The following is a 26481-nucleotide window of genomic DNA, read 5'->3' on the forward strand; positions in this document are numbered from 1 at the left end:
GGGGGTTGCTTCTTGCCTGCGATCAGTCTTCCGGCAAGAGGCAGCCCCCGCCATGTCCCGCTTGATCCGACCGCGGCCGCAGGCCGCCGACGACCCGTCGCAGCGCGTGTCCGGGTCCCTGTCCGACAGCCTTCCCGACCGTCTGGACGATCTCCGGCTCGGGTCGCTGGTCGCGGCGCTGGCGGGCGACCGCCGGGATGCGGACCAGCGCCTGCACGATGTCGAAGCCGCGATCCGGCACCACTGGACCACCCTGCAGAGCCTCGTGCGCGAGCATGAGACCCTGGTTGCCGCCGCCCGCACCCGGCCCGCGGCCCCCGCCCCGGACAGGCCGCAGGCTCCGGCGTCCGGCAAGCTCCGCCTGCTGGTGCCGCCGCGCCACCACCCCTGATCCGGGCGGTTCAGGCGCTGAATGCCAGGGGCAGGCCGGGACGCGGCCAGTCCAGGGCGACCACGCGGCCCGTGGCGGACAGGGTTACGAAGGCCGTCCGCAGGTCCGGGCCGCCGAAGCAGAGGTTGGTGGTGTAGGGATCGCCTGTGGGCAGGAACTCCGCCAGACGTCCGTCCGGGGCATAGACGCTGATGCCGCCCTCTCCGGGGGTGGCGACGCAGACATGCCCCTCCGCATCGACGGCCAGACTGTCGAAGAAGCGGAACCCTTCCGCCCCCGCCAGAAAGCGGCCGCCATGGGGGAAGAAGCCGGGGGCCGGGCGGATTCTGCCGGGTCCCTCCAGATCGAAGGCCCAGAGTTGCCGGGTATAGGTTTCCGCCACGTAGAGCGTGCCCCCGTCCGGCGACAGGCCGACGCCGTTCGCGCTGTCCAGCCCCCAGGCCACCTCGCGGACTGCGTTGCCGCCAGCATTGCAATAATACACACCCGAGCGGTCGCGCTCCCGCGCGCGGTGCTTGCCCAGGTCGCTGAACCAGAAGCCGCCGGTGGCGTCGAAGACGATGTCGTTGGGACCGTTCAACGGCCGCTCCACCCCGTCGGCTCCCACCGTGCGGGTGAACAGCGTCTCCACCGCGCCTGTGCGCAGGTCCACCCGCTGCACGCTGCCGCCGGCATAGTCGGGCGGCTGTTCGCCCGGGAACAGCAGCCCCTCCATCCGGTGCCAGGCGAAGCCGCCGTTGTTGCAGACATGGACATGCCCGTCCGGCCCGATGGCGGCGCCGTTGGGACCGCCGCCCAGATCCGCCACCACGGACAGGGTGCCGTCCGGGGCGATGCGGGTCAGGGTGCCGCGGGCGATCTCCACCACCAGAAGGCTGCCGTCCGCCAGGGCCACCGGCCCTTCCGGGAATGCCAGTCCCGACGCGACCTCGCGCATCCGCATCATGATGATCCTCCCTGGTCGTTTCTGCATTATGGAGACACCAGTCTGCGCACCCGCCGGCCCGGCCGCACAAGCCCCGGCGCGGAACCCGTCCGCCCGGAGGGCACCCGGCCGCGCCGGCGGGGGGGGAGGGCGCGGCCCTTCCGCCCAGGCCCGCCGGCCGGTTTGAGGCCCCCCGCGGGCGTGTTATCAATGGACTGCCGATCCTCAGTGAAGGAACCGCCATGGTCGCCCACGCCCTGACCCGTTCGCCCGCCTGGATCGCCCTGGCGGAACACCGTGCCGCGCTGGAGGGGACGCCGCTACGGGCGCTGTTCGCCGACGATCCGGACCGGGCCGGACGGTTCACCCTGCGGCTGGGCGACATGCGGCTGGACTATGCGAAGAACCGGATCACCGACCGGACGCTCGCGCTGCTGATGGACCTGGCCCGCGCCCAGGACCTTGAGGGCTGGCGCGACCGCATGTTCGCGGGCGCGCGCATCAACACCACCGAGGACCGGGCGGTGCTGCACACCGCCCTGCGCAACCGTTCCGACCGGCCGGTCCGGGTGGACGGCCATGACGTGATGCCGGAGGTGCGCGCCGTGCTGGACCGCATGGCCGGCTTCGCGGCCCGTGTCCGCGGGGGCGCCTGGACCGGCCGCACCGGCCGGCCCATCACCGACATCGTGAACATCGGCATCGGCGGCTCCGACCTGGGGCCGGCGATGGCGACGCTGGCCCTGACGCCCTGGCACCATCCCCGGCTGACGGCGCACTTCGTCTCCAACGTGGACGGCACCCACATCGCTGAGGTGCTGAAGCGGGTGGACCCGGAGACGACGCTGTTCATCGTCGCCTCCAAGACCTTCACGACGCAGGAGACCCTGACCAACGCGTACAGCGCGCGGGACTGGTTCCTGGGCTCCGGCGCGGCGGAGGACGACATCGCCCGGCACTTCGTCGCCGTCTCCACCAACGAGGCGGAGGTGCGGAAGTTCGGCATCGACCCGGACAACATGTTCGGCTTCTGGGACTGGGTCGGCGGCCGCTACAGCCTGTGGTCGGCCATCGGCCTGCCACTGATGCTGATGATCGGACCGGATGCCTTCGCGGAGTTCCTGGCCGGCGGCCACGCCATGGACGAGCATTTCCGGACGGCACCGCTGGAGCGGAACATGCCGGTGCTGCTGGGCATGCTGGGCGTCTGGTACGTCAATTTCTGGGGAGCCTCGGCCCATGCCGTGCTGCCCTACGACCAGTACCTCGCGCGCTTTCCGGCCTATCTCCAGCAGCTCGACATGGAGAGCAACGGCAAGGGCGTGGACCGCGACGGCAACCCGGTGGACTACGACACCGGCCCGGTCATCTTCGGCGAACCGGGCACCAACGGCCAGCACGCCTTCTACCAGCTCATCCATCAGGGGACGCGGCTGATCCCCTGCGATTTCATCGCCACGGCGGAGACGCTGAACCCGATCGGCCGGCACCACCCGATCCTGCTGTCCAACGCGCTGGCGCAGACCGAGGCGCTGATGCGCGGCAGGACGGCGGAGGAGGCGCGGGCCGAGCTGGCGGCGGAGGGGCGCAGCGGCGCGGACCTGGAGTCCCTGCTGCCGCACAAGCTGTTCCCCGGCAACCGGCCGACCAACACGATCCTGCTGAAGCGGCTGGACCCGCACGCGCTGGGCATGCTGATTGCGCTCTACGAGCACAAGGTCTTCGTCCAGGGCATCGTCTGGAACATCAACAGCTTCGACCAGTGGGGGGTGGAACTGGGCAAGCAGCTCGCCAAGGCCATTCTGCCCGAACTGGAAGGCGGTCCCGCCCGGCCGCACGACGCCAGCACGGCCGGGCTGATCGCCGCGATCCGGGAGGCACGGGGCTGAGGCGGGGACGCATCTCTTCCGGCGCAACGGTTGCAGAGTACGGCCGTTGCCAAGGCCGTCGCGCTTCCGGCATGCTCTCTTCCGGGGAGGTCGGCGGCCCGCCGGCCGGGGCACCATGGCGCGCACCATGATGGAGAGACGCCAGCTCGTCCGCATCACCCAGGACCAGCTCGACCAGGTGATCGAACGGCATGAGATGTTCCGCAACGCCCGCGCGGGCGGGGCGCGCGCGGTGCTGTCCCATTTCGATCTCTCGGGCCTGTCGCTCGCCGGCCGCGACCTTGCCCATGCCGACTTCACCGCAACCGCGCTCAGTGCTGCCGACCTGGCCGGCACGGTGCTGGACTGCGCCACCCTCTATGCCTGCGATCTCCGGCAGGCCGATCTGACCGGCGCCTCGCTGGTGAAGGCCGATCTGCGCGGGGCCAGCCTGCGGGGCGCCGACCTGACCGGCGCCAACCTGTTCGACGCCGACCTCCAGGACGGGTCGCTGGCCTCGAAGCAGAAGGACGGCGGGACCGTCGTGCTGGCGATCGAGAAGCGGCCGTCCGACCTGCAGTGGGCCAATCTTTCCAACGCCAACCTGACCAACGCCCGCCTCTCCGGGGCGGTGGCGCTGCACACGGATTTCAGCGATGCCGTGATGCGGGGGGCCCGGCTGATCCGGGCCAACCTGCGCAACGCCACCCTGAACGGCGCCATCCTGGAGGGGGCGGACCTGTCCGGGGCCGATGCCCGCGGGGCCAGCCTGCGCGGGGCCGTGCTGACCGGCGCCACCATGACGCTGACGGAACTGGCGGGGGCCGATCTCAGCGGGGCGCTGACCGACAGGCCGGCGGGCAAGCCGCTGGACACGCTGCCCCGCCCGTTGGCGGACCTGCTGAAGCAGCATGCCCTCTGGGTCGGCAGCGCCGGGCAGGAGGGGATGCCGCTGGATCTCTCGGGTATCGACGTCCGCGGGGCCGGGTCGCTGTCGCGCCAGTGCCTGACCCGCATGGTCGCCTGCGGGGCCATCTTCTACGGGGTGGACCTGTCCGGTGCGCAGATCCAGGTCGGGCAGCTCCAGGATGCCGACCTGCGGGGGGCCGACCTCTCTGCGGCCGACCTGCGCGGCATCAATCTGCGCAACGCGAAACTGAACAACGCCGATCTTCGCGGTGCCAACCTGGATTTCCTTCAGATCGACGAGACCCGGGCCGTGCCCAGCGATCTGTCGGGGATCCGGATGCGCTATGCGGACCTGACGGGCGCGCGCCTCACCAGGGCGAAGCTGGTGGGCGCCGATCTCTCCTTCGCCGATCTCTCCCAGGCCGATCTGCGGGGGGCCGATCTCGGCCGCGCCATCCTGACGGGGGCGAAGCTGGACCGGACCCAGCTTGCCGGTGCGATGCTGGAAGGTTCGACCGGCCTGCCGCCGGGCGTTGCCTGACCCCGCACGGGGCGCCTACCGCCGCTCCCGGAAGAAGCGGCGCAGCAGGTCCGCCGCCTCCCTCTCCGCGATCCCGCCATAGACATCCGGCGCATGGTGGCAGGTCGTCCGGGTGAAGAAGCGCGGCCCGTGGTCCACGCCGCCGCCCTTGGGGTCGTAGGCGCCGAAATAGACCCGGCGCAGCCGCGCGAAACTGATCGCCGCCGCGCACATCGCGCAGGGCTCCAGCGTGACGTAGAGGTCGAGCCCCGGCAGCCGCGGCGCCCCCAGGACCGCGCAGGCGGCGCGGATCGCCAGCACCTCCGCATGCGCGGTGGGATCGGCCAGTTCCTCCGTCCGGTTGCCGGCCGCGGCGACGACGGCCCCGGTGGCCGGGTCCACGATCACGGCGCCCACGGGCACCTCGCCCCGTTGGCCGGCGGCCTCGGCCTCGGCCAGGGCCTGCCGCATGGCAGGGGTGGGGGCGGGGGAAGGGATGTCGCCGGGGCTCATGGCGCGGCAGGCTGCGCTGCGGCTGCGCCTCCCGTCAAGCCTCCGCCCCCGAGGGACCACGGCTATCGCATTTGCCCGAGGATGGTTCGGGCATAGTCGTCGGACCATCCGGCGCGTTTTCTGCGGAGGCGGATGGAATCCTGGTTGTTGGCGGAGCGGACGACGTTGAGTGCGAGTTTTCGGAGTGTGGCGAGGTTTTCCGGGCCATGGTCCTTGCGGTTACGGGCGCGGTCTTCGTCGAAGGAGGTGTCGAGCACCCAATGGACGGCGGCCTCGATGCTCCAGTGGGCGCGGACGGCGCGGGCGAGCGTCTTGGGCTCCAGCGCGGCGGAGGAGAGATAGAGGGTTCGGGTGGCGGTAGTGCGGCCGTCGGGGCTCGTGACCGTGCGTTCGACCAGGCCCAGGATCTTCAGGCCCGGCAGTACGGCCTCGTCGGGGAAACGTCGGTCGGAGGCGAGCCAGGCCACGTCGTGGCTTACCCAGTGGCGGCGCACCTCGATACGACCGTGGTCGGCATCGGTGGTGACATGGGGCACGGCCAGAACCGTTGCCGGGTCCGCGAAGTAGCGCTCAACCTCGGCCCGTAGCGCAGGGCGGTTGTCTTTCAGCGGAAAAAGCCAGTCGCCGCCCCGCTCCAGGATGGTCTGCGCCGTCCGCTCCTGCGCGTGCAGAGCGTCACCGGTTACCAGCACACCCTTGAGATCGAACAGTTCCAGCAACGCCCGCGCCGCCACGATCTCGTTCTCGCCCGCGGCCACCGCCCGCTGCCCCACGATCATCCGCGCGCCGGACGCAAACGCGCTCACCACATGTAGAGCCGAACGCCCCGCCGCCCGGTCGAAGGAGCGCCGTAGCGTCTTGCCGTCAATGGCCAGGACCCCGGCCCCATCCTCCCCCAGATGATCAAGGAACTGCTGGAAACAGCGGGAAAACGCCACCGGGTCCAGAAGCCGGAATACCCGTGAAAACGTGTCGTGGCTGGGCAGCCCGCCGGGAAGCTCGAGGAACTCCTCGAACAAGGCCCGCCGGTCCCGCGCGAAGGTCGCAAAGTCCACGCAGCTTTCCGCCCCGCAGATCGACGCCGTCAACGCAATCGTCAGAACATCCAGAAGAGCGTGACGCCGCGCATTCCCTGTCCGCGGATCGGGAAGACCTTGAAACGAAATCCGAAAAATTCCAGCCATCGACCCCTCCCATAGATCAGGGCCGACATACAGAATCCATTTCCCAACACCGCGCTACAAAACTTTCCCTAATGCGATTCCCGTGCCCGAGGGACCGGGAACGCCGGCCCCCGGCTCCTGTTGGCGGGGCGGACCGAAACGGAAGAGGAGCCGACCATGGCCCAGCAGGCACAGACCGCGCAGCCGGGGGACGAGCGGGCGGAGAAGCTCTGGCACATGATCAAGGATGTGGACGTCGCCATGATGACCACGCATGACGGGGGGCTGCTGCGGTCCCGCCCGATGTGGACCCTGCAGCAGGGGGGATTCGACGGGAGGCTGCACTTCTTCACCCGTGCCTCCTCCGCCAAGGCGGGAGAGATCGGGCGCGACCACGAGGTGGCGTTGAGCTACGCCGATCCGAAGACCCAGAGCTATGTCAGCGTCTCCGGCACGGCCCGCCTCGGCCGCGACGGGGACCTGATCCGCCGCTTCTGGGCGGAGCCGATGCGGACCTGGTTCCCGCAGGGGCCCGAGGACCCGGACCTCGCGCTGCTGACCGTGGAGGTGGAGGCGGCGGAGTACTGGGACAGCCCGTCCAGCGCCATGGTCCACCTCTACGGCTACGCCAAGGCGGCGCTCACCGGCAGGCCGCCGCATCCCGGTGACACCGCACGACTGGACTTCCAGGGCGGCGGCGCCCCGGCGGGCGGACGCGGCCGGCCGGGCTGATCCGCCTTCCGGACACGGGTGCGGCCGCGGGCGGCGCTTGCCGGGCGGGCGGCCGACGCGTATTGTCCCGCGCCATGTCCCAGGACCCTGCCGACCTGCCCGCTCCGGACCATCCCGAGGATGGCCCGGACGCCACCGCTTCCGCCCCCGACGACCAGGGCGGGGAGCGCATTTCCAAGCGCCTTTCCCGCGCCGGCCTGTGCTCGCGCCGCGATGCCGAACGCTGGATCGCCGAAGGGCGCGTCAGCGTCAACGGCCGCGTGCTGGACACGCCGGCCGTCACCGTCCGCCCCGGCGACCGCATCGTCGTGGACGGCCAGCCCGTGCCCGAGCCGGAGCCGACCCGCGTCTGGCGCTACCACAAGCCCGACGGGCTGGTGACGACGGCGCGGGACGAGAAGGGCCGGCCGACGGTGTTCGACAACCTGCCGCCGGAGTTGCCGCGCGTCGTCTCCGTCGGTCGCCTGGACCTGACCTCCGAAGGGCTGCTGCTGCTGACCAACGACGGCGCGCTTGCCCGCCACCTGGAACTGCCGGTCACCGGCTGGCTGCGGCGCTACCGGGTCCGCGTCCATGGTGCCCCCGACGAGGCGCAGATCGCCAAGCTGGCGCAGGGCATCATCATTGAGGGCATCGAGTACGGCCCGATCGAGACCGTGGTGGACCGCAGCGTCGGCGCCAACACCTGGCTGACCGTCAGCCTGCGGGAGGGCCGCAACCGCGAGGTCCGCCGGGTGATGGAGCATCTGGGGCTGCCCGTCTCCCGCCTGATCCGCGTCGCCTACGGCCCGTTCCAGCTCGGCAAGCTGGAGCCCGGCCAGGTGGAGGAGGTGCCGCGCCGCGTCCTGCGCGACCAGCTTCCGGGTTTCTTCGCCGCCGAGGACGCCGCTGCCGCCGACGGCCGCCCGGCGGCCGGGCCGGTGCGGATGCGTTACGACCGCCTGCCGCGCGCCGCCCGCGACGCGGCCCCGCCGTCCGCCACCAAGGGCGGCCGTGCCCCCGCGCGGGAGGCGGGCGGGCAGGAGCAGGCCCGCCGGGGGCCGCGCGCCAAGCCCAGCGCGCGCTCCGCCCGCGAGGCGGTGCAGCGGCTGCTGGGCGACAGCCGCCCGCCCGAGCGGGAACGGCCCGCCCGCCGGCCCCGGCCGGAGGAGCGTGCGGCTCTGCGCGCCGAAGGGCGCGGCGAGGGGCGTGATCGGGATTTCCGGCGGGACGAGGACTCCCGGCAGGGCGGCGCAGCGCGCGGTCCGCGCCGGCCCGGCGGCTTCCGCGACCGTCCGGAGGCGGCTCCGGGCGGGGAGGAGGCGCGCCAGCCCGGCGCCGGCATCCGCCTGCGCTCCACCCGTCGCACCCGTCCCGGCTACGAGACGGAGCGGCGCGAGCGCGAGGCCGAACGCCGCCAGCAGGACCGGACCCAGGCCGGCCCCGACCGCGCGTCGCGCGGTCCGGACGAGCGGCGTTTCGCTGAACGCTCCGAAGCTCGGGGCGACCGTGGCGGTTTCCAGGAGCCGCGGCGCGAGCGCGGTCCCGGCGGTGCCCCCCGGGGCGGCTCCGACCGGGGGCCGCGCGGCTTCGGCGGGGACCGGCCCGGGGGCGACCGTCCCAGGGGTGACCAGCCGAGGGGCGACAGGTCCGGCCGTGACAGGCCGGGAGGGGACAGGCCGGGCGGCGACCGGCCGGGCAGGCCGCGTCCGGGCGGGCCGGGAGGCAAGGGTGCGGATCGTCGGCGGTAGGCACCGCGGCCGGCGCATCGCGCCGCCCGTGGGCCGCGATGTCCGCCCGACCTCCGACCGCACGCGGGAGAGCCTGTTCAACATCCTGGCCCATGGCGGCTGGGGGATGGGCGGCGCCTCCCCGCTGGTGGATGCGGTCGTGCTGGACGCCTTCTGCGGCACCGGGGCGCTGGGGCTGGAGGCGCTGTCGCGCGGGGCGGCGCAGGCCGTGCTGCTGGACCGCAACCGCGCCTCCCTGGACCTCGCCCGGAGCAATGCCGGGCAGTTGGGGGAGGCGGCGGCCTGCCGCTTCCTGCTGGCGGATGCGCTGAAGCCGCCGCCCGCAGCCGCACCGGCCGACATTCTCTTCCTCGATCCGCCCTACGGCCAGGACCTCGCCCCGCGGGCGCTCGCGGCCCTGGCCGGGGCCGGCTGGGTCCGGCCGGGAACGCTGGCCTGCGTCGAGGTCGGCGACCGCGACCCCTTCGCCCCGCCTGCCGGCTTCGAGCCCCTGGACGACCGCGCCTACAGCCACGCCCGGCTGCTGTTCCTGCGGGCGGGGTGAGGGGACGCCGCGACGACGGCAGGACGATTCCGGGGTATGCTCCGGTCCGCGGGTCTGCGACGGTTGCAAACCCAAGCGCCTGGGTTCATGCTATGCCCAACATCGCCAAGGGACCCGGATTCCGAATCGACGTCCTGACGAATGGGGAGCATTGCCCGCCACACGTCCATGTCGACTGTCCCGGCGAGGGCTGGGTGGCGCGCTTCACCTTCTCCTTCGCTGACGACCGGATCGCTCTCTGGGACATCGTTCCGGTCAGGAAGCGGCCTACCGCGGCGGTGCTGGAGTCCGTCCGGACCATCATCGCGGCGAACCTGAAGCGGGCCAGGGATGCCTGGTGGGGAAACCTGCCCCGGCTCGGCACCTGCCTGGAGAACCGCTGGGTGGATCTTGCCGGCGGGGACATTGTTGTTCTGGACCGGCGTCGGCCGGGGCCGCGCGTGAAACAGGTGGTCCGGGCGGTCTACGATCCGGGGACGGGAACCGTCCGCTGTACGTTCAGCGATGGCTCCGACCGTCTGGTCAGGCCATGAGGAAGGGGACATGGACATCGACGGACCGATCACCGGACAGGACGTGGAGCGGGCGATCACCGCGGGGGAGACGCGCCGGTCCTCGTCCGCCTGGGCCGAGGATGCCGCGGTCGATGCGGCGGGGGGGCGATTGTTGCTGACCCTGTCCTCGGGGGCGGTCCTGGGCATTCCGCTCGCTGCCATCGACGCCTTCCGCGACGTTCCGCCTGCGGATCTGGCGGGTCTCGAACTCGGGACCGGTGGCATGGCCCTCTATCTGGACAGCCGCGACATCCAGCTCGACGTGCTGGCGCTGGTCCGGCCCTTCATCCCGGTGCCGCTGGCCGCTGCCGTCACCGCCAGCCGGGGCGGGCAGGCGACCACGGCCGCGAAGCAGCAGGCGGCTCGCCTCAACGGTGCCAAGGGCGGTCGGCCCCGCAAGGCCGCCAGGCCCTGACAGCCCCTCAGCGCCGGCCGAACAGGCGTTCGATGTCGGCGAGTTTCAGTTCCACGTAGGTCGGGCGTCCGTGGTTGCACTGGCCGGAGTGGGGGGTGGCCTCCATCTGGCGGAGCAGGGCGTTCATCTCGTCCGCGTTCATCGGCCGGCCGGCGCGGACGGAGCCGTGGCAGGCCATGCGGGAGCAGACGGCCTCCAGCCGTTCCTTCAGGGCCAGCGCGTCGCCCAGTTCGGCCAGCTCGTCCGCCAGATCGCGCACCAGCCCCCGCACGTCGGCGCGGGCGCCCAGCAGGGCCGGCACCTCGCGCACGACGACGCAGCCGGTGCCGAACGGCTCCAGCACCAGACCCAGCTCGGCCAGTTCCGCCGCCCGCTCGCCCAGCCGCTCGGCGTCGGCCGGGTCCAGCTCCACCACCTCGGGGATCAGCAGGCCCTGGCGCTTCACGCCGCCGGCCAGCAGGTCGTGCTTCATCCGCTCATAGACCAGCCGCTCGTGCGCGGCATGCTGGTCCACGATGACGATGCCGTCCTCCGTCTGGGCCACGATGTAGGTGGTGTGGAGCTGCGCCCGCGCAGCCCCCAGGGGGAAGGCCCGCGCCGGTTCCGTCCCGGTCGTCGCCTCCACCGGGGCGGCGGGGTGCAGGCCGTCCGGCGGCGCGGACGCCGGGACCGGCGATCCCGGCAGCGGCGCGTTGAAGGCCATCGCCATTTCCGCCAGCCCGCGCGGCACGGCGGCCGGAGCGAAGCCGCCGGCCGGGCGCTGCCAGGGCAGGGCGGACTGCACCGGCGGCGGCAGGGGGGCGTCGTGCGGGGCGAAGCTGGCCAGCGCCGCCGCGGCGACGCCCGTGCTGGCGCGGTGCCCGGCCTGGGCCAGCGCGTGCTTCAGCGCGCCCACGATCAGCCCCCGCACCAGCGCCTGGTCGCGGAAGCGCACCTCCGTCTTGGCCGGGTGGACGTTGACGTCCACCTCCTCCGGCGGCAGTTCCAGGAACAGCGCCAGCATCGGATGACGATCGCGCGCCAGGAAGTCGGCATAGGCGCCGCGCACGGCCCCCACCAGCAGCCGGTCCTTCACCGGGCGGCCGTTGACGAACAGGTACTGCCCGGCTGCGGTGGGCCGGTTCAGGGTCGGCAGGCCGATATGCCCGACCAGCCGCACCGGGCCGCGGGCGGCGTCCACCGGCAGGGCGTTCTCCTGGAACTCCCGGCCCAGCACGGCGCCCAGCCGGACCAGCCGTGCCTCCATCAGGTCGCCCGTGGCGGCGGGCAGGCGCAGCGGCGTGCGGCCCTCATCCGTCAGCAGGAAGGTGACGTGGGGATGGGCCATGGCCAGCCGCTCCACCGCGTCGCGCGCATGCTCGCTCTCGGTCCGGTTGCCCTTCAGAAACTTCAGCCGGGCCGGCGTGGCATAGAACAGGTCGCGCACCTCGATCCGGGTGCCGATGCCGCCGGCCGCCGGCATCACCGGACCTTTGGCCCCGCCCTCCACCAGGATGGCGTGGGCGCTGTCGGCCCCGCGCGGGCGGGAGGTGATGCTGAGCCGGCTGACGGCGCCGATGCTGGGCAGCGCCTCGCCGCGGAAGCCCAGGGTGCGGATGTGGGTCAGGTCGTCATCCGGCAGCTTGGAGGTGGCGTGCCGCTCCACCGCCAGCTCAAGCTCCTCCGGTGCCATGCCGCAGCCGTCGTCGGCGACGCCGATCAGGGCCTTGCCGCCGTCGCGCAGCACCACCTCGATGCGGGAAGCGCCGGCATCGAGCGCATTCTCCACCAGCTCCTTGACGGCGGCGGCGGGCCGCTCCACCACCTCGCCGGCGGCGATGCGGTTGACCAGTCTCTCGGGCAGGCGGCGAAGCGTCGGCATCCCCTACATTTAGCAGCCGGAGCCGGCGCTTTCCAGGGCAGCACGCAAGGGATTGTGTTCCCTGGGGGGCCGGCAGCCGCCCCCTGACCCGGGCGGGACTACCGTGGCCGCTTGCGCGCCACCAGCACGAAGCCGTCCACCGGCACGCCGCCGTCCAGCCGCAGCGTCTCCCGTGCCAGATCGCTGACCGCCAGCCCGGCGGCCTCCGCCGCGCTGCGCAGATGCGCTTCGGAATGGGCGTAGCGGCCGCTGGGCCGAAGCTCCACGCCGCCCGTCGCGGCCAGCGCCTCGGTGGCGGCGGCGAACACGCCGCCCGTCTCCAGCGCCCCGGCCACCGCCGCGAACAGGGGACCCACGTCGCCCAGGGCGGGCAGCAGGTCGCCCGCCACCACCAGATCGTAGGCGGCGGGGGTGTCGGCCAGATGCTCCGCCGGGGCACGCGCCTCCAGCCTGTCATAGAGGCCGCGGTCGCCGGCGCCGGCAACCCGGGCGGGGGACGTGTCCACCCCCACCAGCGTCGCGGCATAGGGCTTCAGCCAGGAGCCCAGCAGCCCGTCGCCGCAGCCCGCGTCCAGCACGGACAGGGCGCCCGCGGCCGGCGGCAGGGCGGCGGCCACCGCCTCCTTCAGCAGCTCCGGCACGCGGCTCTCCGCCGCTTCCGGCGGCGCCTCGACGGTGGGGACGGCGGTCGGGGCGGCGGTCGTCGGGGGGGCGGATACCGTGCCGACCGGGGGTTCGCCGCCGGTCTGCGCCGACAGCCCGTCCGTCAGGGCGGCGACCATGCGGGCCGCGGCGGCATTCTGCGGGAACGCGGTCCGCCACGTTTCCGCCAGGGTGCGGGCCGTCGCGGCATCGCTGCGGGCCAGCGCCCGGAGCGCGAGGGCCGAGCTGGTCGTGGATCGCCTCCACCCCCGGCACCAGCCGCAGCGCCTCCAGATACTGCCCGGCCGCCCCCGCGAAGTCTCCCGCCTCTTCCAGCAGGCGGCCGATGGCGTAGACCGCTTCCGGAAAGCGGGGCTGGCGCTCCAGACAGGCGCGGAAGGCCGCCAGGGCCGCCTCGCGCCGGCCGCTCCGGGCGTAGAGCGTCGCCAGATTGAAGCGCGGCTCCACCAGATCCGGCCGGGCGGCCAGGGCGCGCTCCCATGCCTCCTCCGCGCCGGGCAGGTCGCCGGTGCGCTGGCGCACCAGACCCAGCCCGACCCAGGCGTCGGCGAAGCCGGGGTCCAGGGTCGCCGCCCGCTCCAGCGACTCCGCGGCCTCCGGCAGATCGCCGCGGTTCAGCAGCGCCATGCCCAGATTATGGTGCGGCGCCGGCTGGTCCGGCCGCAGGGCGCGCGCCTTCTTCAGGGCATGCACGGCATCGTCCAGCCGGCCCAGCCCCTGGAGGGCGGCGCCCAGATTGGACCAGGCGATGCGCACCTCCGGATGGTCGGCATAGGCCTTGGTGATGCGGCGGTAGAGATCCGCCGCCTCCCGCACCCGGCCCTGCTTGTGCAGCCCGGTCGCCACCTTCATGTCGGCGGCGAAGCGCTGGGCGATGTCGGGGGCCTTCTGGATGGCCGCGATGCGGCGGCGGCGCTCCTGGCGGTTCGGGCCAGCGGGACGGGCGGGGGACGGGGGCTGGCGGGTCATCGGTCGGCTGTCGCTGCGGGAGAAGGGTGCGCCTTCTTAGCAGCCGCCCGCCGTGGCGGGTAGGCCCTCGCGCACGCCCGACGGGTGCAGCCGGGAAAGGGAAGGGGGGCGGACCGGAAGGGAGCGGAAAAGGAACGGGGCCGGCCGGGATGGTCCCGACCGGCCCCGCCTTCTACGGTAGCCGTAGACGTAGCCGCTTGCGGAGGTGATCCGCCAGCGGACCCCGCCGTCGTCAGTGCGCGCGCACCGCCGGGACGGAGAGATCCGTGCGGGTCCGCGAAGGGGTACGAGACATCGGATCACCTCCTTTCTGCTGGTTTCGCCAGGACCCCAGAGTTGGGCGATCCGGCGCTCGGGTCAAGGGAGATTCATCCGGGCGCGGAATTGTCTCCGGCGCGCCGCCGCCGGGCCTAGGTTCGTTCCAGCGCCCGCCAGCCGATGTCGCGGCGGCAGAAGCCCTCGGGCCAGTCGATCAGGTCCACGGCGGCGTAGGCCTGTCGCTGGGCATCGATAATGGTGCGGGCGCTGGCGGTCACGCCCAGCACGCGGCCGCCGGTCGCCAGCACGCGGCCGTCCGCGGCCCGTGCCGTGCCGGCGTGGAAGACCACCGCGTCCTCGATCTCCGCCGCCCGGTCCAGGCCGCGGATCTCCGTGCCCTTCACATAGTCGCCGGGATAGCCCTCGGCCGCCATGACGACGCACAGCGCCACCTCTTCCCGCCAGCGCAGGGAGACGTGGTCGAGCTGACCGTCCGCCGCGGCGACCAGGGCCGGCAGCAGGTCCGACGCCAAGCGCCGGCAGATCACCTGGCATTCCGGGTCGCCGAAGCGGGCGTTGAACTCCAGCAGCTTCGGCACGGGCTGCCCGTCGGGGCCGGGCACCACCATGATCCCGGCGAACAGCACGCCGGTGAAGGGCCGGCCCTCCGCCGCCATGCCGCGCACGGCGGGCTCCACGATCTCGGCCATGATGCGGCGCTCCAGCTCGGGCGTCAGCACCGGGGCGGGGGAATAGGCGCCCATGCCGCCGGTGTTCGGCCCGCGGTCGCCGTCGAAGGCGCGCTTGTGGTCCTGCGCGCCTGCCAGCGGCAGGGCGGTGGTGCCGTCGCAGAGCGCGAAGAAGCTCGCCTCCTCGCCGTCCAGGAACTCCTCGATCACCAGCTCGGCGCCGGCAGTGCCGAAGCGGCCGCCGACCAGCACGTCGTCCACCGCGGCCTCGGCCTCCGCCACCGTCTGGCAGATCACCACCCCCTTGCCGGCGGCCAGCCCGTCGGCCTTCACGACGATGGGGGCGCCGGTGCGGCGCACGAACGCCTTGGCGGCGGCGGCATCGCGGAAGCGGCCGTAGGCGGCCGTCGGGATGCCGTGCCGGGCGCAGAGATCCTTCATGAAGCCCTTGGAGCCCTCGATCTCGGCGGCCGCCTGCGACGGGCCGAACGCCTTGATCCCGACCTCCGTCAGCCGGTCCACCAGACCCGCGACCAGCGGCTGCTCCGGCCCGACGACGACGAAGTCAACGCCGTTCGCCCGGGCGAAGGCGACCAGCCCGGCCACGTCGTCGGCGGCGACGGGCACGCACTCTGCTGCCTGCGCGATGCCGGCATTGCCGGGCGCACACCAGAGCCTGTCGCACAGGGGAGAGGCCGCGATGGCCCAGCACAGCGCATGCTCGCGCCCGCCGCTGCCCACCACCAGAACCTTCATCGCCGCCTCCCGCCTGAGAAAATCCGTCCGCTCCCCGGCCGGCCTGCCGCCGGGATCAGCGCGGCACCCGCTCTAGCATCCGGGCGCAGAGCTCCGCAACCTCCGCCGGGGTCCAGCCCAGGGTGGCCTCGCCCACCGCCAGTTCGGTGAAGCTCCAGCCCGGCACGGTGGTGCCGCCGACGCGCCCCCCGACCCAGACGCCCTCGTCACGGGCAAGGTCCGTCAGCGCCTGTTCCAGCCCGGCCGGCGGCGCGTCCCACAGGATCTGGAAGCTGTTGCACTGGGGGATGCCGGGACTGACCCGCAGACCCGGCACGCCCTGCAGCGCCTCGGCGATGGCGCGGGCGTGCCGGTGGTAGAGCCCCATGCGCGGCAGATGCCGGTCCAGCCCGTCCAGCGCGCTCAGCACCAGGGGCCAGGCGGTGAACAGGTTGCCGCCGAAGCGCGCGCGCCAGACCCTGGTCGCGGCGATCACGTCCTCCGGCCCGGCCAGCACGCAGCCGCCCAGCCCGCCCAGCCCCTTGTAGAAGGAGACATAGACCGTGTCCGCCAGGGCGGCGATGGCGGCCAGCGGCCGGTCCAGCCAGGGCTGGACCTCCCACAGACGGGCGCCGTCCAGGTGCAGCGGCACGCCGCGGTCGCGGCACCAGCCGGCGATCGCCTCCAGGTCCTCCCAGCCGGTGGCCTGGAAGGCGGCACGGCGCAGCGGCAGTTCCAGGCTGACCGCGGCCAGCGGGTCCGTCACCGCCGCCAGTTCCCCCGGTGTGAAGGGGCGATGGTCCGGCCCGACACGGCAGAGCCGCAGCGGTGTCAGCCGCTCGATGGCGTCGGACTCGTCGCAGGCGATGTGCGCCTTCGGGTGCAGCGCCACCGTCAGTTGCCCGGTCCGGGCGCCATGGACCAGCAGGGCGCCCTGCTGCGCCACCACGCCCTTGTGGAAGAACAGGGCTGCCGGCTTGCCCAGCAGTTCGGCGCAGCGCCGCTCCAGCAGGGCGATCGCCGGCCCCTCGTTGTACTCGTCCGGGCGCAGGTCCAGGTGGGGCGACGCCGCCAGCGCCTCCAGCCAGCGCCGCGCCGTCAAGGGGCCGTGGCCGGGCAGGAAACGGGTGCAGCGGGCGCGCAGGTCGGCGGGGCTTTCGGCGGTCATGGCGGGCACCGGAGTCGGAGGGCACGGCCCTTGCTGGCACGGAACGTCCGGCGGCGCCAGTCATCCGTGCCAGGAGCCCGTCAGCCGGACCTGTCGGGCCGGGCTTCCCGTGGCGGGCGCTTCCGGCCTAGGATCGCGCCCCTTTCAATCGAGGATGATGATGGACACGACCTGCCCCAACTGCGGCTCCGGCCACGCCTACAGCGACGGCACCCTCTGGAACTGCCCGGACTGCGGCCATGAATGGAATCCGCAGACGGAGACGGCCGGGGCGGCGGAGGAGACGGCGCCGGCCGTGCGCGACGCCAACGGCAACGCCCTGGCCGACGGGGACAGCGTCACCGTCATCAAGGATCTGAAGGTCAAGGGCTCCTCCCTTGTCGTCAAGGGCGGCACCAAGGTGAAGAACATCCGCCTGACCGACGGGGCCGACGGCCACAACATCGCCTGCAGGATCGACGGCATCGGCGCCATGAATCTGAAGTCGGAATTCGTGAAGAAGGCCTGAGGCCGGCCCGGCGGGGTCCTCCCGCCGGTTTCCCTTCCGCATCGCTTCCGCAACCAGCGCCTCCCCGGCGCCCGGAACAGACCGGCCGCGGTTCCCCCGCGCCGCCGGAGCGGCTGCGTGCGGAGCGCGCATCATGGGGAAAGGGGGAGGGAGAAGAGCGGGCGGCCTGCGCGGAAGTGGGGTCCGTGGTGCAGGCCGCCCGCCTTTCCGGTCCGCGCAGCCCCCGGTGAGGGGCGGGATTGGGGACGGAGCGGCCGGTCAACCCGGGTTCCTGCGGCGGAGGGGCGGCACCACCGCGGAACCCGTGTACAGTAATCTTGAAACTGCCGTTCAATGTCAATAGGGTTTTCTCCGCGTCGGGGTGGAGGGGCCTGTCCGGGTCTCCGCCCGCGCCGGTGGCCGGGACGGAAACCCCGGTATTGTCGGGGTTTCTGTTGTTTCTCCGCCACCGCTTGCATAGATAGGACTGCGTCTGCGGCAGGGTTCGGCCGCCGGCGCGCGCGATGGGAGAGATGTGATGCCGGCTGAACCGGAACGGGCGGCGGCGATCCGCGACGACCTGCGCAGGCAGGCGGGCCGCTGGCTGAAGGCCCAGCGCGAAGCTGCGGGCCTGACCCAGGCCGACGTGGCCGAGCGTCTGGGTCTGCGCTACTACACCTTCGTCTCGCAGGTGGAAGGGGGCCATGGGCGCATCCCTCCCGAGCATTACGAGGGCTGGGCGCGGGCCGTGGGCATCGACGCGCGTATTTTCGCCAAGATGATCCTGCGCTATTACGATCCGGAAATGCACCGGCTGCTCTTCCCGGAAGAGGCGCAGGTCGCAGTTCCGACCCGAACCGCCGCCGGCGGAGGGTCGGCCGCCTGAGTGCGCCGTCCCTCCGGGCGGTCTGATGCGTTGTTCAGCCTGTAGGTTCCCGTGGGCGACATCGTTCCCTTCATCCGGTCCGCCTTGCAGACCCGCTCCTGGTCCGAACAGGAGAAGGGCGAGCTTTATCTGCTGGCCAGCCGCCTCGGCAGCGGCCTGTCCCCGTTCGAAACGGCGATGGGCGCCGGCGACCAGGGCGACCCCTGGTTCATCGTGAAGTCTGTGGATACGGGCGAGGTTCTGGTCCACATCGCCCGCATCGGCGGACGCTGTGTCGTGCACCATGTCTCCGCCGATCTGGTGTCGGAGGATGCCGACCTCCGCCAGGCCCTGCGCGGTGTCTTCGGCACGTTGATGCCGGAGCAGCGGCGCAACGCCGAAGTGTCGTGGAAGCTGGTCACCCCGGGCCTGCTGGCGATGATCCTGGTGGCCGACTTCCTGGTCCGCACCGAGACGGCCGAGGCCGCCCCCCTGCCGGTGCCGGAGACGGATGCCCTGACGCCCCCGCCGCCCCCGGCGGAGGATGTGTCGGACCGCCCTGCCGATTCGACGGGGCTGATGCCCCTCGTGCTCCCCGTGCGCGGCGGGGACGCCGACGACAGCCGCGGCCTCGCGCTCGCCTCTCTCGTCGCGCTCGCCCCGACCACGGACCGGCCGGCCGTTCCGGTGGCGGACCCGGTGGCGACCCCGCCCGCCGTGCCCGTGGTCGCGCCGCCGGCCGAGGATGCCCTGGACGATGTGGCGGCCGTGCCCGGACTGCACCTGACCGGCGGGGACGGTGACGACAGCCTGACCGGCGGGGCCGGCAACGACACGCTGGAGGGCGGGGCCGGCAACGATACCCTGCTGGGCGGTGACGGTGACGACAGCCTGTCCGGCGGCGACGGGGATGACCTCCTGATCGGCGGTGCCGGCAACGACATGCTGGACGGCGGCGCCGGGAACGACACCCTGCTGGGCGGCCCCGGCGACGATACGCTGGACGGCGGCGGCGGCTTCGACCTGCTGCTCGCCGGGGACGGCGACGACACCCTGATCGTGACGGAAGGTACCGTGGCCGCCGGCGGCCGGGGTGCGGACCGTTTCGTCTTCCGACTGGCGGAGGGCTGGAACGCGGCGCCGGACGCGCCGCATCCCGCCGCGGTGATTCTGGATTTCGACCGGGACGACGGTGACCGCCTGGACTTCGGCGGCGGCCGCCTGATCGACCACAAGCTGCTGGACGCGCTGTCCGGGCCGCTGGCTGACCTGCTGGCCGGGGTGCTGAACGAGTGCGGCAGCGTCGAAGGACGGTCGCAGCAGTCCGGTATGTTCGCCAGCGGCGATCCGGCCGGTGTGGCGGCCGATGACTCCATCGGCACGACCACGACCACCCGCACGACCGCGACCACGGCAGCGCCGCCGTCGCGTCCGGGCTTCATCCATGCCGTGGACGTGGATCTGACGGGCGATGGCATCTCCGACCTGACCGTCATCATCATCGCCAGAGCCGCCCTGACGGAGTCAGACCTGGGCTGACCCGTCGGTTTCCTCCGGGCATCTCCGTCGTCCGGCGGTGTTCCCGTGCGGCAGGGTATCGCCGGACCCCCGGGCGCGGCTATCATCCCGCCCCGCTCCTCCTCCGCCCGTCACCCCCGATCCCCGCCCATGAGCTACGATCCGGCCGACCTGCCGCCCCGCACCGGCTCCAACCTGCCGGAGATGTCGGTGGGCGATCTCGCCCGCGCGCTGAAGCGCACGGTGGAGGACGCCTACGGCTATGTCCGCGTCCGCGGCGAGATCAGCCAGCCGAAGCGCCACAGCTCCGGCCATGTCTATCTGCGTCTGAAGGACGAGACGGCGGTGCTGGAGGCCGTCTGCTGGAAAGGCGTGGCCGCCCGGCTCTCCGTCCGGCCCGAGGAGGGGATGGAGGTGGTCTGCACCGGCCGCCTGACCACCTATCCCGGCCGCAGCCAGTACCAGCTCGTGATCGAGACGATGGAGCTGGCGGGGGAGGGGGCGCTTCTCAAGATGCTGGAGGAGCGCAAGCGCCGACTGGCGGCGGAGGGGCTGTTCGCGCCCGAGCGCAAGAAGCCGCTGCCCTTCCTGCCCGAGGTGATCGGTGTCGTCACCAGCCCCACGGGGGCGGTGATCCGGGACATCCTGCACCGGCTGGCCGACCGCTTTCCCCGCCATGTCCTGCTCTGGCCGGTGGCGGTGCAAGGGGAGGGGGCGGCGGATCAGGTGGCCCGCGCCATCGCCGGCTTCAACGCCATCGCCCCCGGCGGCCCGGTGCCGCGGCCGGACCTCATCATCGTGGCGCGGGGCGGCGGCAGCCTGGAAGACCTGATGCCCTTCAACGAGGAGGCGGTGGTGCGCGCGGCCGCGGCCAGCGCCATCCCCCTGATCTCCGCCGTCGGGCACGAGACGGACACGACGCTGATCGACTTCGCGTCGGACCGGCGCGCGCCGACCCCCACCGCGGCGGCGGAGATGGCGGTGCCGGTCCGGACCGAGCTGCTGGCGCAGGTGCTGGACGATGGCCGTCGGCTGCACCAGTGCCTGTCACGGGCGATCGACACCCGCCGCAGCCATGTGGAGGGGCTGGGCCGGGGCCTGGGCGATCCGCGCGCCCTGCTGGAGGGGTGCATACAGCGCCTGGACGACCGGGCCGAGCGTCTGGAGCTGTCGCTGCGCACGGGGCTGGAGCGCCGGCACGCGGCCGTGCAGCAGCTCGGCATCAGGCTGCGCCACCCGCGTGAGGTGATCGGCCTTGCCGCTGCCCGGGCCGACGCCGCTGGCCGCGCGTTGCGCGCCGGCTTCGACCGGGCCGTGACCGTGGAGCAGGGGCGCTTCCACCGGGTGGCAGACCGTCTGTCCCCGCTGCCGTTGCGCCGGCAGATCGACGCCGGCCGGGACCGGCTGGATGCTCTGCCGCCCCGGCTGGCCCAGGCCCATGCCCGGCGCCTGGATCAGGCGGGGCAGCGGCTCGTGGCGCTGGGCCAGCTCCTGGAGAGCTACAGCTACAAGGGCGTGCTGGAACGCGGCTTCGTCCTGGTCGCCGATGCCGAGGGGCGTCCCGTCACCCGCGCCGCCGACACCGCCCCCGGCCAGCCGGTGGCGCTGCGCTTCGCCGACGGCACCGTCGGCGCGGTGGTGGATGGCGCGGCTCCGGGAGCGTCTCCGGCCGCGAGGACGCGGGCCGGCAAGGCAAAAGCGGACCAGGGCAGCCTGTTCTGACGCGGCGGCATCCCCGGTCGGCAACCTCCGGCCGGGGGGTGGCGTTCATCCGATGTGCATTCTGGATCGGGGCCGGGCCCCGGAAAACGGGAAGGGCGATGCGGGATTACAGGTTGGGCTTTCAGAGCCTTGGTGAGGAACTGTCCGACGTCGTGCTGCCTGTGGAAGGCCGCCTTCCTGACTGGCTGGAGGGGGTGCTGCTGCGCGCCGGCCCGGCCCTGTTCGAGGTGGAGGGGCGGTCCTACCGGCACTGGTTCGACGGGCTGGGCATGCTCTACCGCTTCGGCATCGGCGGCGGGCGCGTCCTCTACAGCAACCGGCTGGTCCGCAGCCGTGGCTACTGCGATGCCATGCGGGAGGGCCGCATCGTCCATGGCGAGTTCGCCACCCCGCCCGATCACGGCCCGCTGGGCCGGATCAAGGAGCTGATGCGGCGGCTGGCGGCTTCGAACAACGCCAACGTCAACGTCCAGCGCACCGCCACCGGCACCTATGCCCTGACGGAGACCCCGGACCGCGTGCGCTTCGATCCGGAGACGCTGGAGACGCTGGGCACCGAACCCTATGCCGACGGCATCCCCGGCCAGGTCACGACCGCCCACCCGCTCTGGGACCCGGAGCGGCGGGAATGGGTCAACTACCTGATCCATTTCGGCCGGCGCTGCTCCTACCGCATCCTGACGCAGGGCGAGGCGGACACAGGACGGCGCGAACTGGCGACGGTGCAGACCGATGCCCCCGCCTACATGCACAGCTTCGGGCTGACCGACCGCTTCGTCATCCTGTTCGAGTCGCCCTTCCGGGTCAGTCCGCTGACCCTGCTGCTGTCGGGCGAGCCCTTCATCGCCAACTACCGCTGGCGGCAGGGGCTGCCGATGCGCTTCCACCTGATCGACCGGCGCGACGGCAGCGTCCGCACGCTGGAGGCGCCGCCGGCCTTCTCCTTCCATCAGATCAACGCCTTCGACCGGCCGGGCGAGGTGGTGATCGACCTCTGCGTCTACCGCGATGCCGAGGTGATCGGGGAGATGACCCTCAGCCGGCTCTGCGGTCCGCACGCGGCCAACCCGCTGGCCGCCGGCCGGCTGGTCCGCTACCGGCTGCCGCTGAACGGCAAGGAGGCGGTGTGCGAGCCGCTCTGGGACGGTGCGCTGGAACTGCCCCGCATCCGTGAGGACCGTGACGCGCGGCGCGACTACACGGTCGCCTGGGGCGTCGGTGCGACGATGGCCGATTCGGGCTTCCTGGACAGCCTGATCCGGTTCGATCCGCGCGCCGGCCGCCCGACCGCCCGCTGGCATGAGCCCGGCACCTGGCCCGGGGAGCCGGTGATCGTGCCGGCCCCGGACGGCACGGGTGCCGTTCTCCTGTCCCTGGTGCTGGACGGCGCTACCGGCCGCTCCTTCCTCCTGGTGCTGGAAGCCGGAACGCTGGACGAGCTGGCCCGGGCCTGGCTGCCGCACCCGGCCCCCTTCGGCTTCCACGGGCAGTTCTATCCGGCCGGGGCGTGAGGGCCGGTAAAGGAGCGGGTGCCTGTGCGTAGCTCTATTCGTAGACGGCGTAGAGCTTGGTCGCCCGCTCCACCACCTCCCAGGTGCCCTCGAAGCCGGCGGGCATGACGAAGGCGTCACCGGCGCGGAAGGTGCGGGCAGGGCCGTCGTCGGCGGTCACGATCAGCACGCCTTCCAGCAGGCGGCAGAACTCGTTCTCGCTGAAGCTCACCCGCCACTTGCCGGGTTCGCCCGACCAGACGCCGCAGTTGAAACGGCCGTCCGCACTGCTGAAGACGTTCGCCACCTGCTGCACCGGGTCCCCGGCCAGTACTTTCGCGGCATCGGGACGGTAGCTCTCGGCGTCGGGCAGCGGGTCCTGGAAGCTCACGACGGGCGGGACGGGCATGGGGCGGGTCTCCGGCAAGGGATCGACCCGCCTTTGTCGCCGCTTCCGCCGGTCGCGGCAAGGGAGCGGGCGGAGCAAGCGGGCGGGAGGGCCGGATCAGTCCGGCCAGCGCCGGTGCTGCCAGAGCCACTGGCCGGGGGCCGCGCGCACCCAGTCTCCCATCAGGGCGTTGACCTGCGCCATGGCGGCGGCCACATCGGCCTGCATGTCACCGCTGCGCGGGAAGACCAGCGGCGGCATCGCCTCCACCCGGAACCGGGCCCCCTTCAGCCGGGTGACGCGGACCGGCACCACCGGCGCATCGAAGCGCAGGGCGAGGTCCGCCATCACGGTGCCGGTCATGGCGTCGCGGCCCAGGAAGGGAACGGGAATGCCCTCGTTCAGTTTCTGGTCCACCAGCAGCCCGACATGCCCGCCGCTGCGCATGGCGGTCAGCAGGCCCTTCGCGGCCGCCCGGCCCTTCGGCACCATGGTGCCGCCCAGGGCCGCCCGCGCCGCCGCCAGCCGGCGGGCGGCATAGGGGTTGTTCGGCTCGCGGAAGACGAAGGTCAGGTCGACGCCGTGGCGGGCACAGGCCATGCCCGCCAGTTCCCAGTTGGCGAAATGCCCGGTGATGGCGATGCCGGGACGGCCGTCCGCGGCCAGCGCCGACAGGTGCTCCCCTCCCGACATCTCCACCCGCCGGTCCCAGTCGCGGGCCAGGGTGTCCAGGTGCGCGTACTCGGCCATGGTGCGGCCGAAATTCTCCCAGGCACCGGCCAGCACCGCCTCCCGCTCCGTCTCCGGCATGTCGGGGAAGCTGCGGGCGATGGCGCGCCGCATCCGGCGGGAGGCGCCCAGCCTCGGCCCCAGCATGCCGGCCAGCCGGCCGCCGAGGGCCGAGGCGGCGTCCAGCGACAAGAGCCGCAGCAGTCCCAACAGCAGGGCGAGGCCCGCGGCCTCCAGTCGGTAACCGACCAGCCGGTTCCAGCGGCGCCTGGCGTTACTGCGCTTGGCCATGGTCATCCTTTCCGGAAAGCAGGGGGGCGAGCAGCCGGTCCAGCGTGTCCGGCTCCTCCCAGGCGATGCTGACGGGCAGGGCGCGGACCTGCCCGCGCAGCTCCGCCGGGAGGCGCACCAGATCCTTCTGCGTCGTCACGGGCAGGGCGTCCAGCGCCGCCGCCCGGTCCAGCAGGGCACGCAGCTCCGCCGCCGTGAAGGGGTGATGGTCGGGGAAGGGCAGCCGGGCCACGACGTCCGCCCCCAGCGCCTCCAGCGTGCGGAAGAGCTTCTCCGGCCGGCCGATCCCGGCGAAGGCCAGCACCCGTCGCCCTTCCAGGTCGGCCGCGGCCTGCGGGTCGGGCACCAGCCGGCCGCGCAGCACCGGCAGCCGGCCGCGGCAGAGGTCGGCCGTGCCGCGGCGGTCCTCGCCCAGCAGCAGCACCGCCTGCGCCCGGGCCAGCCCGTCGGCCACCGGCTCGCGCAGGGGGCCGGCGGGGATGACGCGGCCGTTGCCGAACCCGGCGTCCCCGTCCACCACCAGCAGCGACAGATCCTTGGCGATCCCCGGGTTCTGGAAGCCGTCGTCCAGCACCAGGACGCCGGCCCCGGCGTCGGCCGCGGCGCGGGCGCCGGCCGCGCGGTCCCGCGCGATCCAGGCCGGGGCGGCCGCGGCCAGCAGCAGCGGCTCGTCGCCCACCTCCGCCGCCGTGTGGCGGGCGGGATCGACCCGCAGCGGGCCGGGCAGGCGCCCGCCATGGCCGCGGCTCAGCGCATGCGCGTCCAGCCCGCCGCGGCGCAGACGGGACAGCAGGTCCAGCACGACGGGCGTCTTGCCGGCCCCGCCGGCGACCAGGTTGCCGACGCAGATCACCGGCACCGGCGCGTGCCAGGGACGGGTGCCGGACAGGCGCCGGCGGGTCGCCGCCGTCCAGGCGAGCGCTGCCGGGGTCAGCAGCGCCGACAGCAGGGGCCGGGCCGTGCCCGGCGGGGCGTACCAGAAGGCGGGTGCCTTCATGCCGCGGTCCGGGTGAAGCCGGCCTCGTCCAGCAGCGGCGCCAGTGCCGCCAGCACCCGGTCCACGGCACGCCGGTTGCGCTCCGCCACCGCCGCGGCTGCCGCCGTCCTGGCACTGCGGGCGGGTCCGTCGGCCAGCAGGCGGCCGACCTCCCGCGCCAGGGCGGCCGCGTCGGCCACCCGCAGGGCGCCGCCTTCGGCCTCCAGCTCGTCCGCGATGGCGGCGAAGTTGGTCATGCAGGGGCCGTACAGCACGGCCGAGCCCAGCAGGGCCGGCTCGATCGGGTTGTGGCCGCCGATCCCGACGAAGGAACCGCCGACCGCCGCGACCGGCGCCAGCCGGAAGAACAGGCCCAGCTCGCCCAGCGTGTCCGCGACATAGACCTGGGTGCGCGGGGTGATCGACTGTTGCGCCGCGCGCCGGGCCACCGCGAGGCCCCGTCCGGCCAGCCGGGCGGCGATCTCCGGCCCCCGCTCGGGGTGGCGCGGCACCAGCACCGTCAGCAGGTCCGGCAGGGCCCCGGCCAGCCGCGCGTGCGCCTCGGCCGCGATCTCCTCCTCCCCGGCATGGCTGCTGGCGAAGACCCAGACCGGGCGTCCGCCCACCGCCTCGCGCAGGGACGCCAGCGCGCCCGCATCGGCCGGCAGCGGCTCGGCCGAGTATTTCAGGTTGCCGACGGCGCGGACGTCGGCAATGCCCAGCGCACGCAGCCGCGCCGCCTCGGCGTCCGTCTGCGCCAGCGCCAGCCGGAAGCCGGACAGCAGCCGGCGCGCGGCACCGGGGAAGCGGCGCCAGCCGCGGAAGCTGGTCTCGCTCAGGCGCGCGTTGACCAGGGCGCAGGGCAGCCGGCGGCGACGCACTTCGCCCAGCAGGTTGGGCCAGAACTCCGACTCCACCCACAGCACCAGATCGGGCTGCCAGTGATCCAGGAACTGCCGGCAGGCGCCGGGCAGGTCCACCGGCACGTACTGGTGGACGGCGCGGCGCGGCAGCCGCTTCGCCATCAGCGCGGCGGAGGTGACGGTGCCGGTGGTGACCAGGGCGTGCGCCCCGGCGTCGGCGGCCAGCAGCCGCTCCACCAGGGGCAGGATCGCCAGGGACTCACCGACGCTGGCGGCGTGCAGCCAGACCAGCCGGCCGGCCGGCCGGGGCAGGGTGGGCTCACCCAGCCGCTCGGCCCGGCGGGCCGGGTCCTCCTTGCCGCGGGCGGCACGCCGGTCGAGCAGCCGCCGCACGGCGGGCCCGGCCAGATGGGTCAGGCCACGGTAGAGGGTTTCCAACATGGGACGGTGCGGGTGCTACGGGATGGGCGCAGGATTTACGCCCGACCACCCCTTCGGCGCAACCGGCAAGCCGCCTGCGCCCTTGCCGGGGCGAGACTGCGCGG

General features: G+C 73.3%; 24 protein-coding genes and 1 pseudogene. 13 read left to right on the top strand and 12 right to left on the bottom strand.

The window, feature by feature from the left end; all coding sequences use genetic code 11:
* The first annotated feature begins 52 nt into the window (after window positions 1–52).
* Entirely contained in the window at window positions 53–391 is a 339-nt protein-coding gene (locus RC1_RS17170) for a hypothetical protein (RefSeq protein WP_012568717.1), read from the top strand.
* Window positions 392–401: 10 nt separating this feature from the next.
* On the opposite strand, the gene RC1_RS17175 is transcribed toward RC1_RS17170, so the two are convergent.
* Entirely contained in the window at window positions 402–1337 is a 936-nt protein-coding gene (locus RC1_RS17175; RefSeq protein ID WP_012568718.1) for an SMP-30/gluconolactonase/LRE family protein, read from the bottom strand.
* A gap of 221 nt (window positions 1338–1558) precedes the next feature.
* Between RC1_RS17175 and pgi the strand changes: the two genes are divergently transcribed.
* Window positions 1559–3205 (top strand): glucose-6-phosphate isomerase, encoded by a 1647-nt coding sequence (gene pgi / locus RC1_RS17180; RefSeq protein WP_012568719.1) that lies wholly within the window; start codon window positions 1559–1561, stop codon window positions 3203–3205.
* A gap of 115 nt (window positions 3206–3320) precedes the next feature.
* Window positions 3321–4634 (top strand): pentapeptide repeat-containing protein, encoded by a 1314-nt coding sequence (locus RC1_RS17185; protein WP_012568720.1) that lies wholly within the window; start codon window positions 3321–3323, stop codon window positions 4632–4634.
* Window positions 4635–4649: 15 nt separating this feature from the next.
* Here the strand turns inward: RC1_RS17185 and RC1_RS17190 are convergent, their stop codons facing one another.
* Together RC1_RS17190 and RC1_RS17195 are read right to left on the bottom strand one after the other, a co-directional pair.
* Window positions 4650–5126, bottom strand: coding sequence for a nucleoside deaminase (locus RC1_RS17190; RefSeq protein ID WP_012568721.1), 477 nt, complete (start codon window positions 5124–5126; stop codon window positions 4650–4652).
* Between the two features lie 62 nt (window positions 5127–5188).
* Window positions 5189–6310, bottom strand: a complete 1122-nt coding sequence (locus RC1_RS17195; protein ID WP_012565724.1) for an ISAs1 family transposase — start codon at window positions 6308–6310, stop codon at window positions 5189–5191.
* Between the two features lie 156 nt (window positions 6311–6466).
* On the opposite strand from RC1_RS17195, the gene RC1_RS17200 reads away from it, so the two are divergent.
* The 5 genes from RC1_RS17200 to RC1_RS17220 all read left to right on the top strand — a co-directional run bounded on the left by RC1_RS17200 (window position 6467) and on the right by RC1_RS17220 (window position 10264).
* A complete protein-coding gene (locus tag RC1_RS17200) occupies window positions 6467–7021 on the top strand; it encodes a pyridoxamine 5'-phosphate oxidase family protein (RefSeq protein ID WP_012568722.1) in 555 nt (184 codons plus the stop codon).
* A 74-nt stretch (window positions 7022–7095) separates the two neighbouring features.
* Window positions 7096–8751 carry a pseudouridine synthase gene (locus RC1_RS22660; RefSeq protein ID WP_012568723.1) on the top strand — a complete coding sequence of 552 codons (1656 nt, stop codon included), beginning with the start codon at window positions 7096–7098 and terminating at the stop codon, window positions 8749–8751.
* The gene (locus RC1_RS17210; protein WP_012568724.1) at window positions 8732–9295 is read left to right on the top strand and encodes an RsmD family RNA methyltransferase; all 564 of its coding nucleotides are present in this window, start codon (window positions 8732–8734) and stop codon (window positions 9293–9295) included. The genes RC1_RS22660 and RC1_RS17210 overlap by 20 nt, the downstream gene beginning before the upstream one ends.
* A 92-nt stretch (window positions 9296–9387) precedes the next feature.
* Window positions 9388–9828, top strand: a complete 441-nt coding sequence (locus RC1_RS20430) for a hypothetical protein (RefSeq protein WP_012568725.1) — start codon at window positions 9388–9390, stop codon at window positions 9826–9828.
* A 10-nt stretch (window positions 9829–9838) separates the two neighbouring features.
* Window positions 9839–10264, top strand: a complete 426-nt coding sequence (locus RC1_RS17220; RefSeq protein WP_012568726.1) for a DUF2442 domain-containing protein — start codon at window positions 9839–9841, stop codon at window positions 10262–10264.
* A 7-nt stretch (window positions 10265–10271) separates the two neighbouring features.
* On the opposite strand, the gene mutL is transcribed toward RC1_RS17220, so the two are convergent.
* The 5 genes and pseudogenes from mutL to RC1_RS17245 form a co-directional block, all read right to left on the bottom strand.
* Complete coding sequence (gene mutL, locus RC1_RS17225) at window positions 10272–12125, bottom strand: DNA mismatch repair endonuclease MutL (RefSeq protein WP_012568727.1); 1854 nt, start codon at window positions 12123–12125, stop codon at window positions 10272–10274.
* A 98-nt stretch (window positions 12126–12223) separates the two neighbouring features.
* Window positions 12224–12907: a class I SAM-dependent DNA methyltransferase gene (locus tag RC1_RS22315; RefSeq protein WP_049766752.1), complete on the bottom strand. Its 684-nt coding sequence runs from the start codon at window positions 12905–12907 to the stop codon at window positions 12224–12226.
* Between the two features lie 139 nt (window positions 12908–13046).
* Window positions 13047–13757, bottom strand: a pseudogene (locus RC1_RS22320) (tetratricopeptide repeat protein); the annotation flags it as partial.
* A 410-nt stretch (window positions 13758–14167) separates the two neighbouring features.
* Window positions 14168–15460 carry a phosphoribosylamine--glycine ligase gene (gene purD, locus RC1_RS17240; RefSeq protein ID WP_012568729.1) on the bottom strand — a complete coding sequence of 431 codons (1293 nt, stop codon included), beginning with the start codon at window positions 15458–15460 and terminating at the stop codon, window positions 14168–14170.
* 55 nt (window positions 15461–15515) lie between these two features.
* A complete protein-coding gene (locus tag RC1_RS17245; protein ID WP_012568730.1) occupies window positions 15516–16607 on the bottom strand; it encodes a threonine aldolase family protein in 1092 nt (363 codons plus the stop codon).
* A 154-nt stretch (window positions 16608–16761) separates the two neighbouring features.
* On the opposite strand from RC1_RS17245, the gene RC1_RS17250 reads away from it, so the two are divergent.
* From RC1_RS17250 to RC1_RS17270, 5 genes are all read left to right on the top strand, one after another.
* A complete protein-coding gene (locus tag RC1_RS17250) occupies window positions 16762–17115 on the top strand; it encodes a zinc ribbon domain-containing protein YjdM (RefSeq protein WP_012568731.1) in 354 nt (117 codons plus the stop codon).
* A gap of 517 nt (window positions 17116–17632) precedes the next feature.
* Window positions 17633–17980 (top strand): helix-turn-helix domain-containing protein, encoded by a 348-nt coding sequence (locus RC1_RS17255; RefSeq protein WP_012568732.1) that lies wholly within the window; start codon window positions 17633–17635, stop codon window positions 17978–17980.
* Between the two features lie 51 nt (window positions 17981–18031).
* Entirely contained in the window at window positions 18032–19498 is a 1467-nt protein-coding gene (locus tag RC1_RS22565) for a calcium-binding protein (RefSeq protein ID WP_012568733.1), read from the top strand.
* Between the two features lie 129 nt (window positions 19499–19627).
* Entirely contained in the window at window positions 19628–21199 is a 1572-nt protein-coding gene (gene xseA / locus RC1_RS17265; RefSeq protein ID WP_012568734.1) for an exodeoxyribonuclease VII large subunit, read from the top strand.
* A gap of 98 nt (window positions 21200–21297) precedes the next feature.
* Window positions 21298–22710 carry a carotenoid oxygenase family protein gene (locus RC1_RS17270; protein WP_012568735.1) on the top strand — a complete coding sequence of 471 codons (1413 nt, stop codon included), beginning with the start codon at window positions 21298–21300 and terminating at the stop codon, window positions 22708–22710.
* A gap of 34 nt (window positions 22711–22744) precedes the next feature.
* On the opposite strand, the gene RC1_RS17275 is transcribed toward RC1_RS17270, so the two are convergent.
* The 4 genes from RC1_RS17275 to RC1_RS17290 form a co-directional block, all read right to left on the bottom strand.
* Entirely contained in the window at window positions 22745–23098 is a 354-nt protein-coding gene (locus tag RC1_RS17275; protein WP_012568736.1) for a cupin domain-containing protein, read from the bottom strand.
* 96 nt (window positions 23099–23194) lie between these two features.
* Entirely contained in the window at window positions 23195–24097 is a 903-nt protein-coding gene (locus RC1_RS17280) for an LpxL/LpxP family acyltransferase (RefSeq protein WP_012568737.1), read from the bottom strand.
* A complete protein-coding gene (lpxK, locus tag RC1_RS17285) occupies window positions 24081–25094 on the bottom strand; it encodes a tetraacyldisaccharide 4'-kinase (RefSeq protein ID WP_012568738.1) in 1014 nt (337 codons plus the stop codon). The genes RC1_RS17280 and lpxK overlap by 17 nt, the downstream gene beginning before the upstream one ends.
* Window positions 25091–26377, bottom strand: coding sequence for a 3-deoxy-D-manno-octulosonic acid transferase (locus RC1_RS17290; RefSeq protein WP_012568739.1), 1287 nt, complete (start codon window positions 26375–26377; stop codon window positions 25091–25093). The genes lpxK and RC1_RS17290 overlap by 4 nt, the downstream gene beginning before the upstream one ends.
* Between the last annotated feature and the right edge of the window lie 104 nt (window positions 26378–26481).

Origin of the sequence: Rhodospirillum centenum SW, from assembly GCF_000016185.1 — a bacterium.
Taxonomy (GTDB): Bacteria; Pseudomonadota; Alphaproteobacteria; order Azospirillales; family Azospirillaceae; genus Rhodocista; species Rhodocista centena.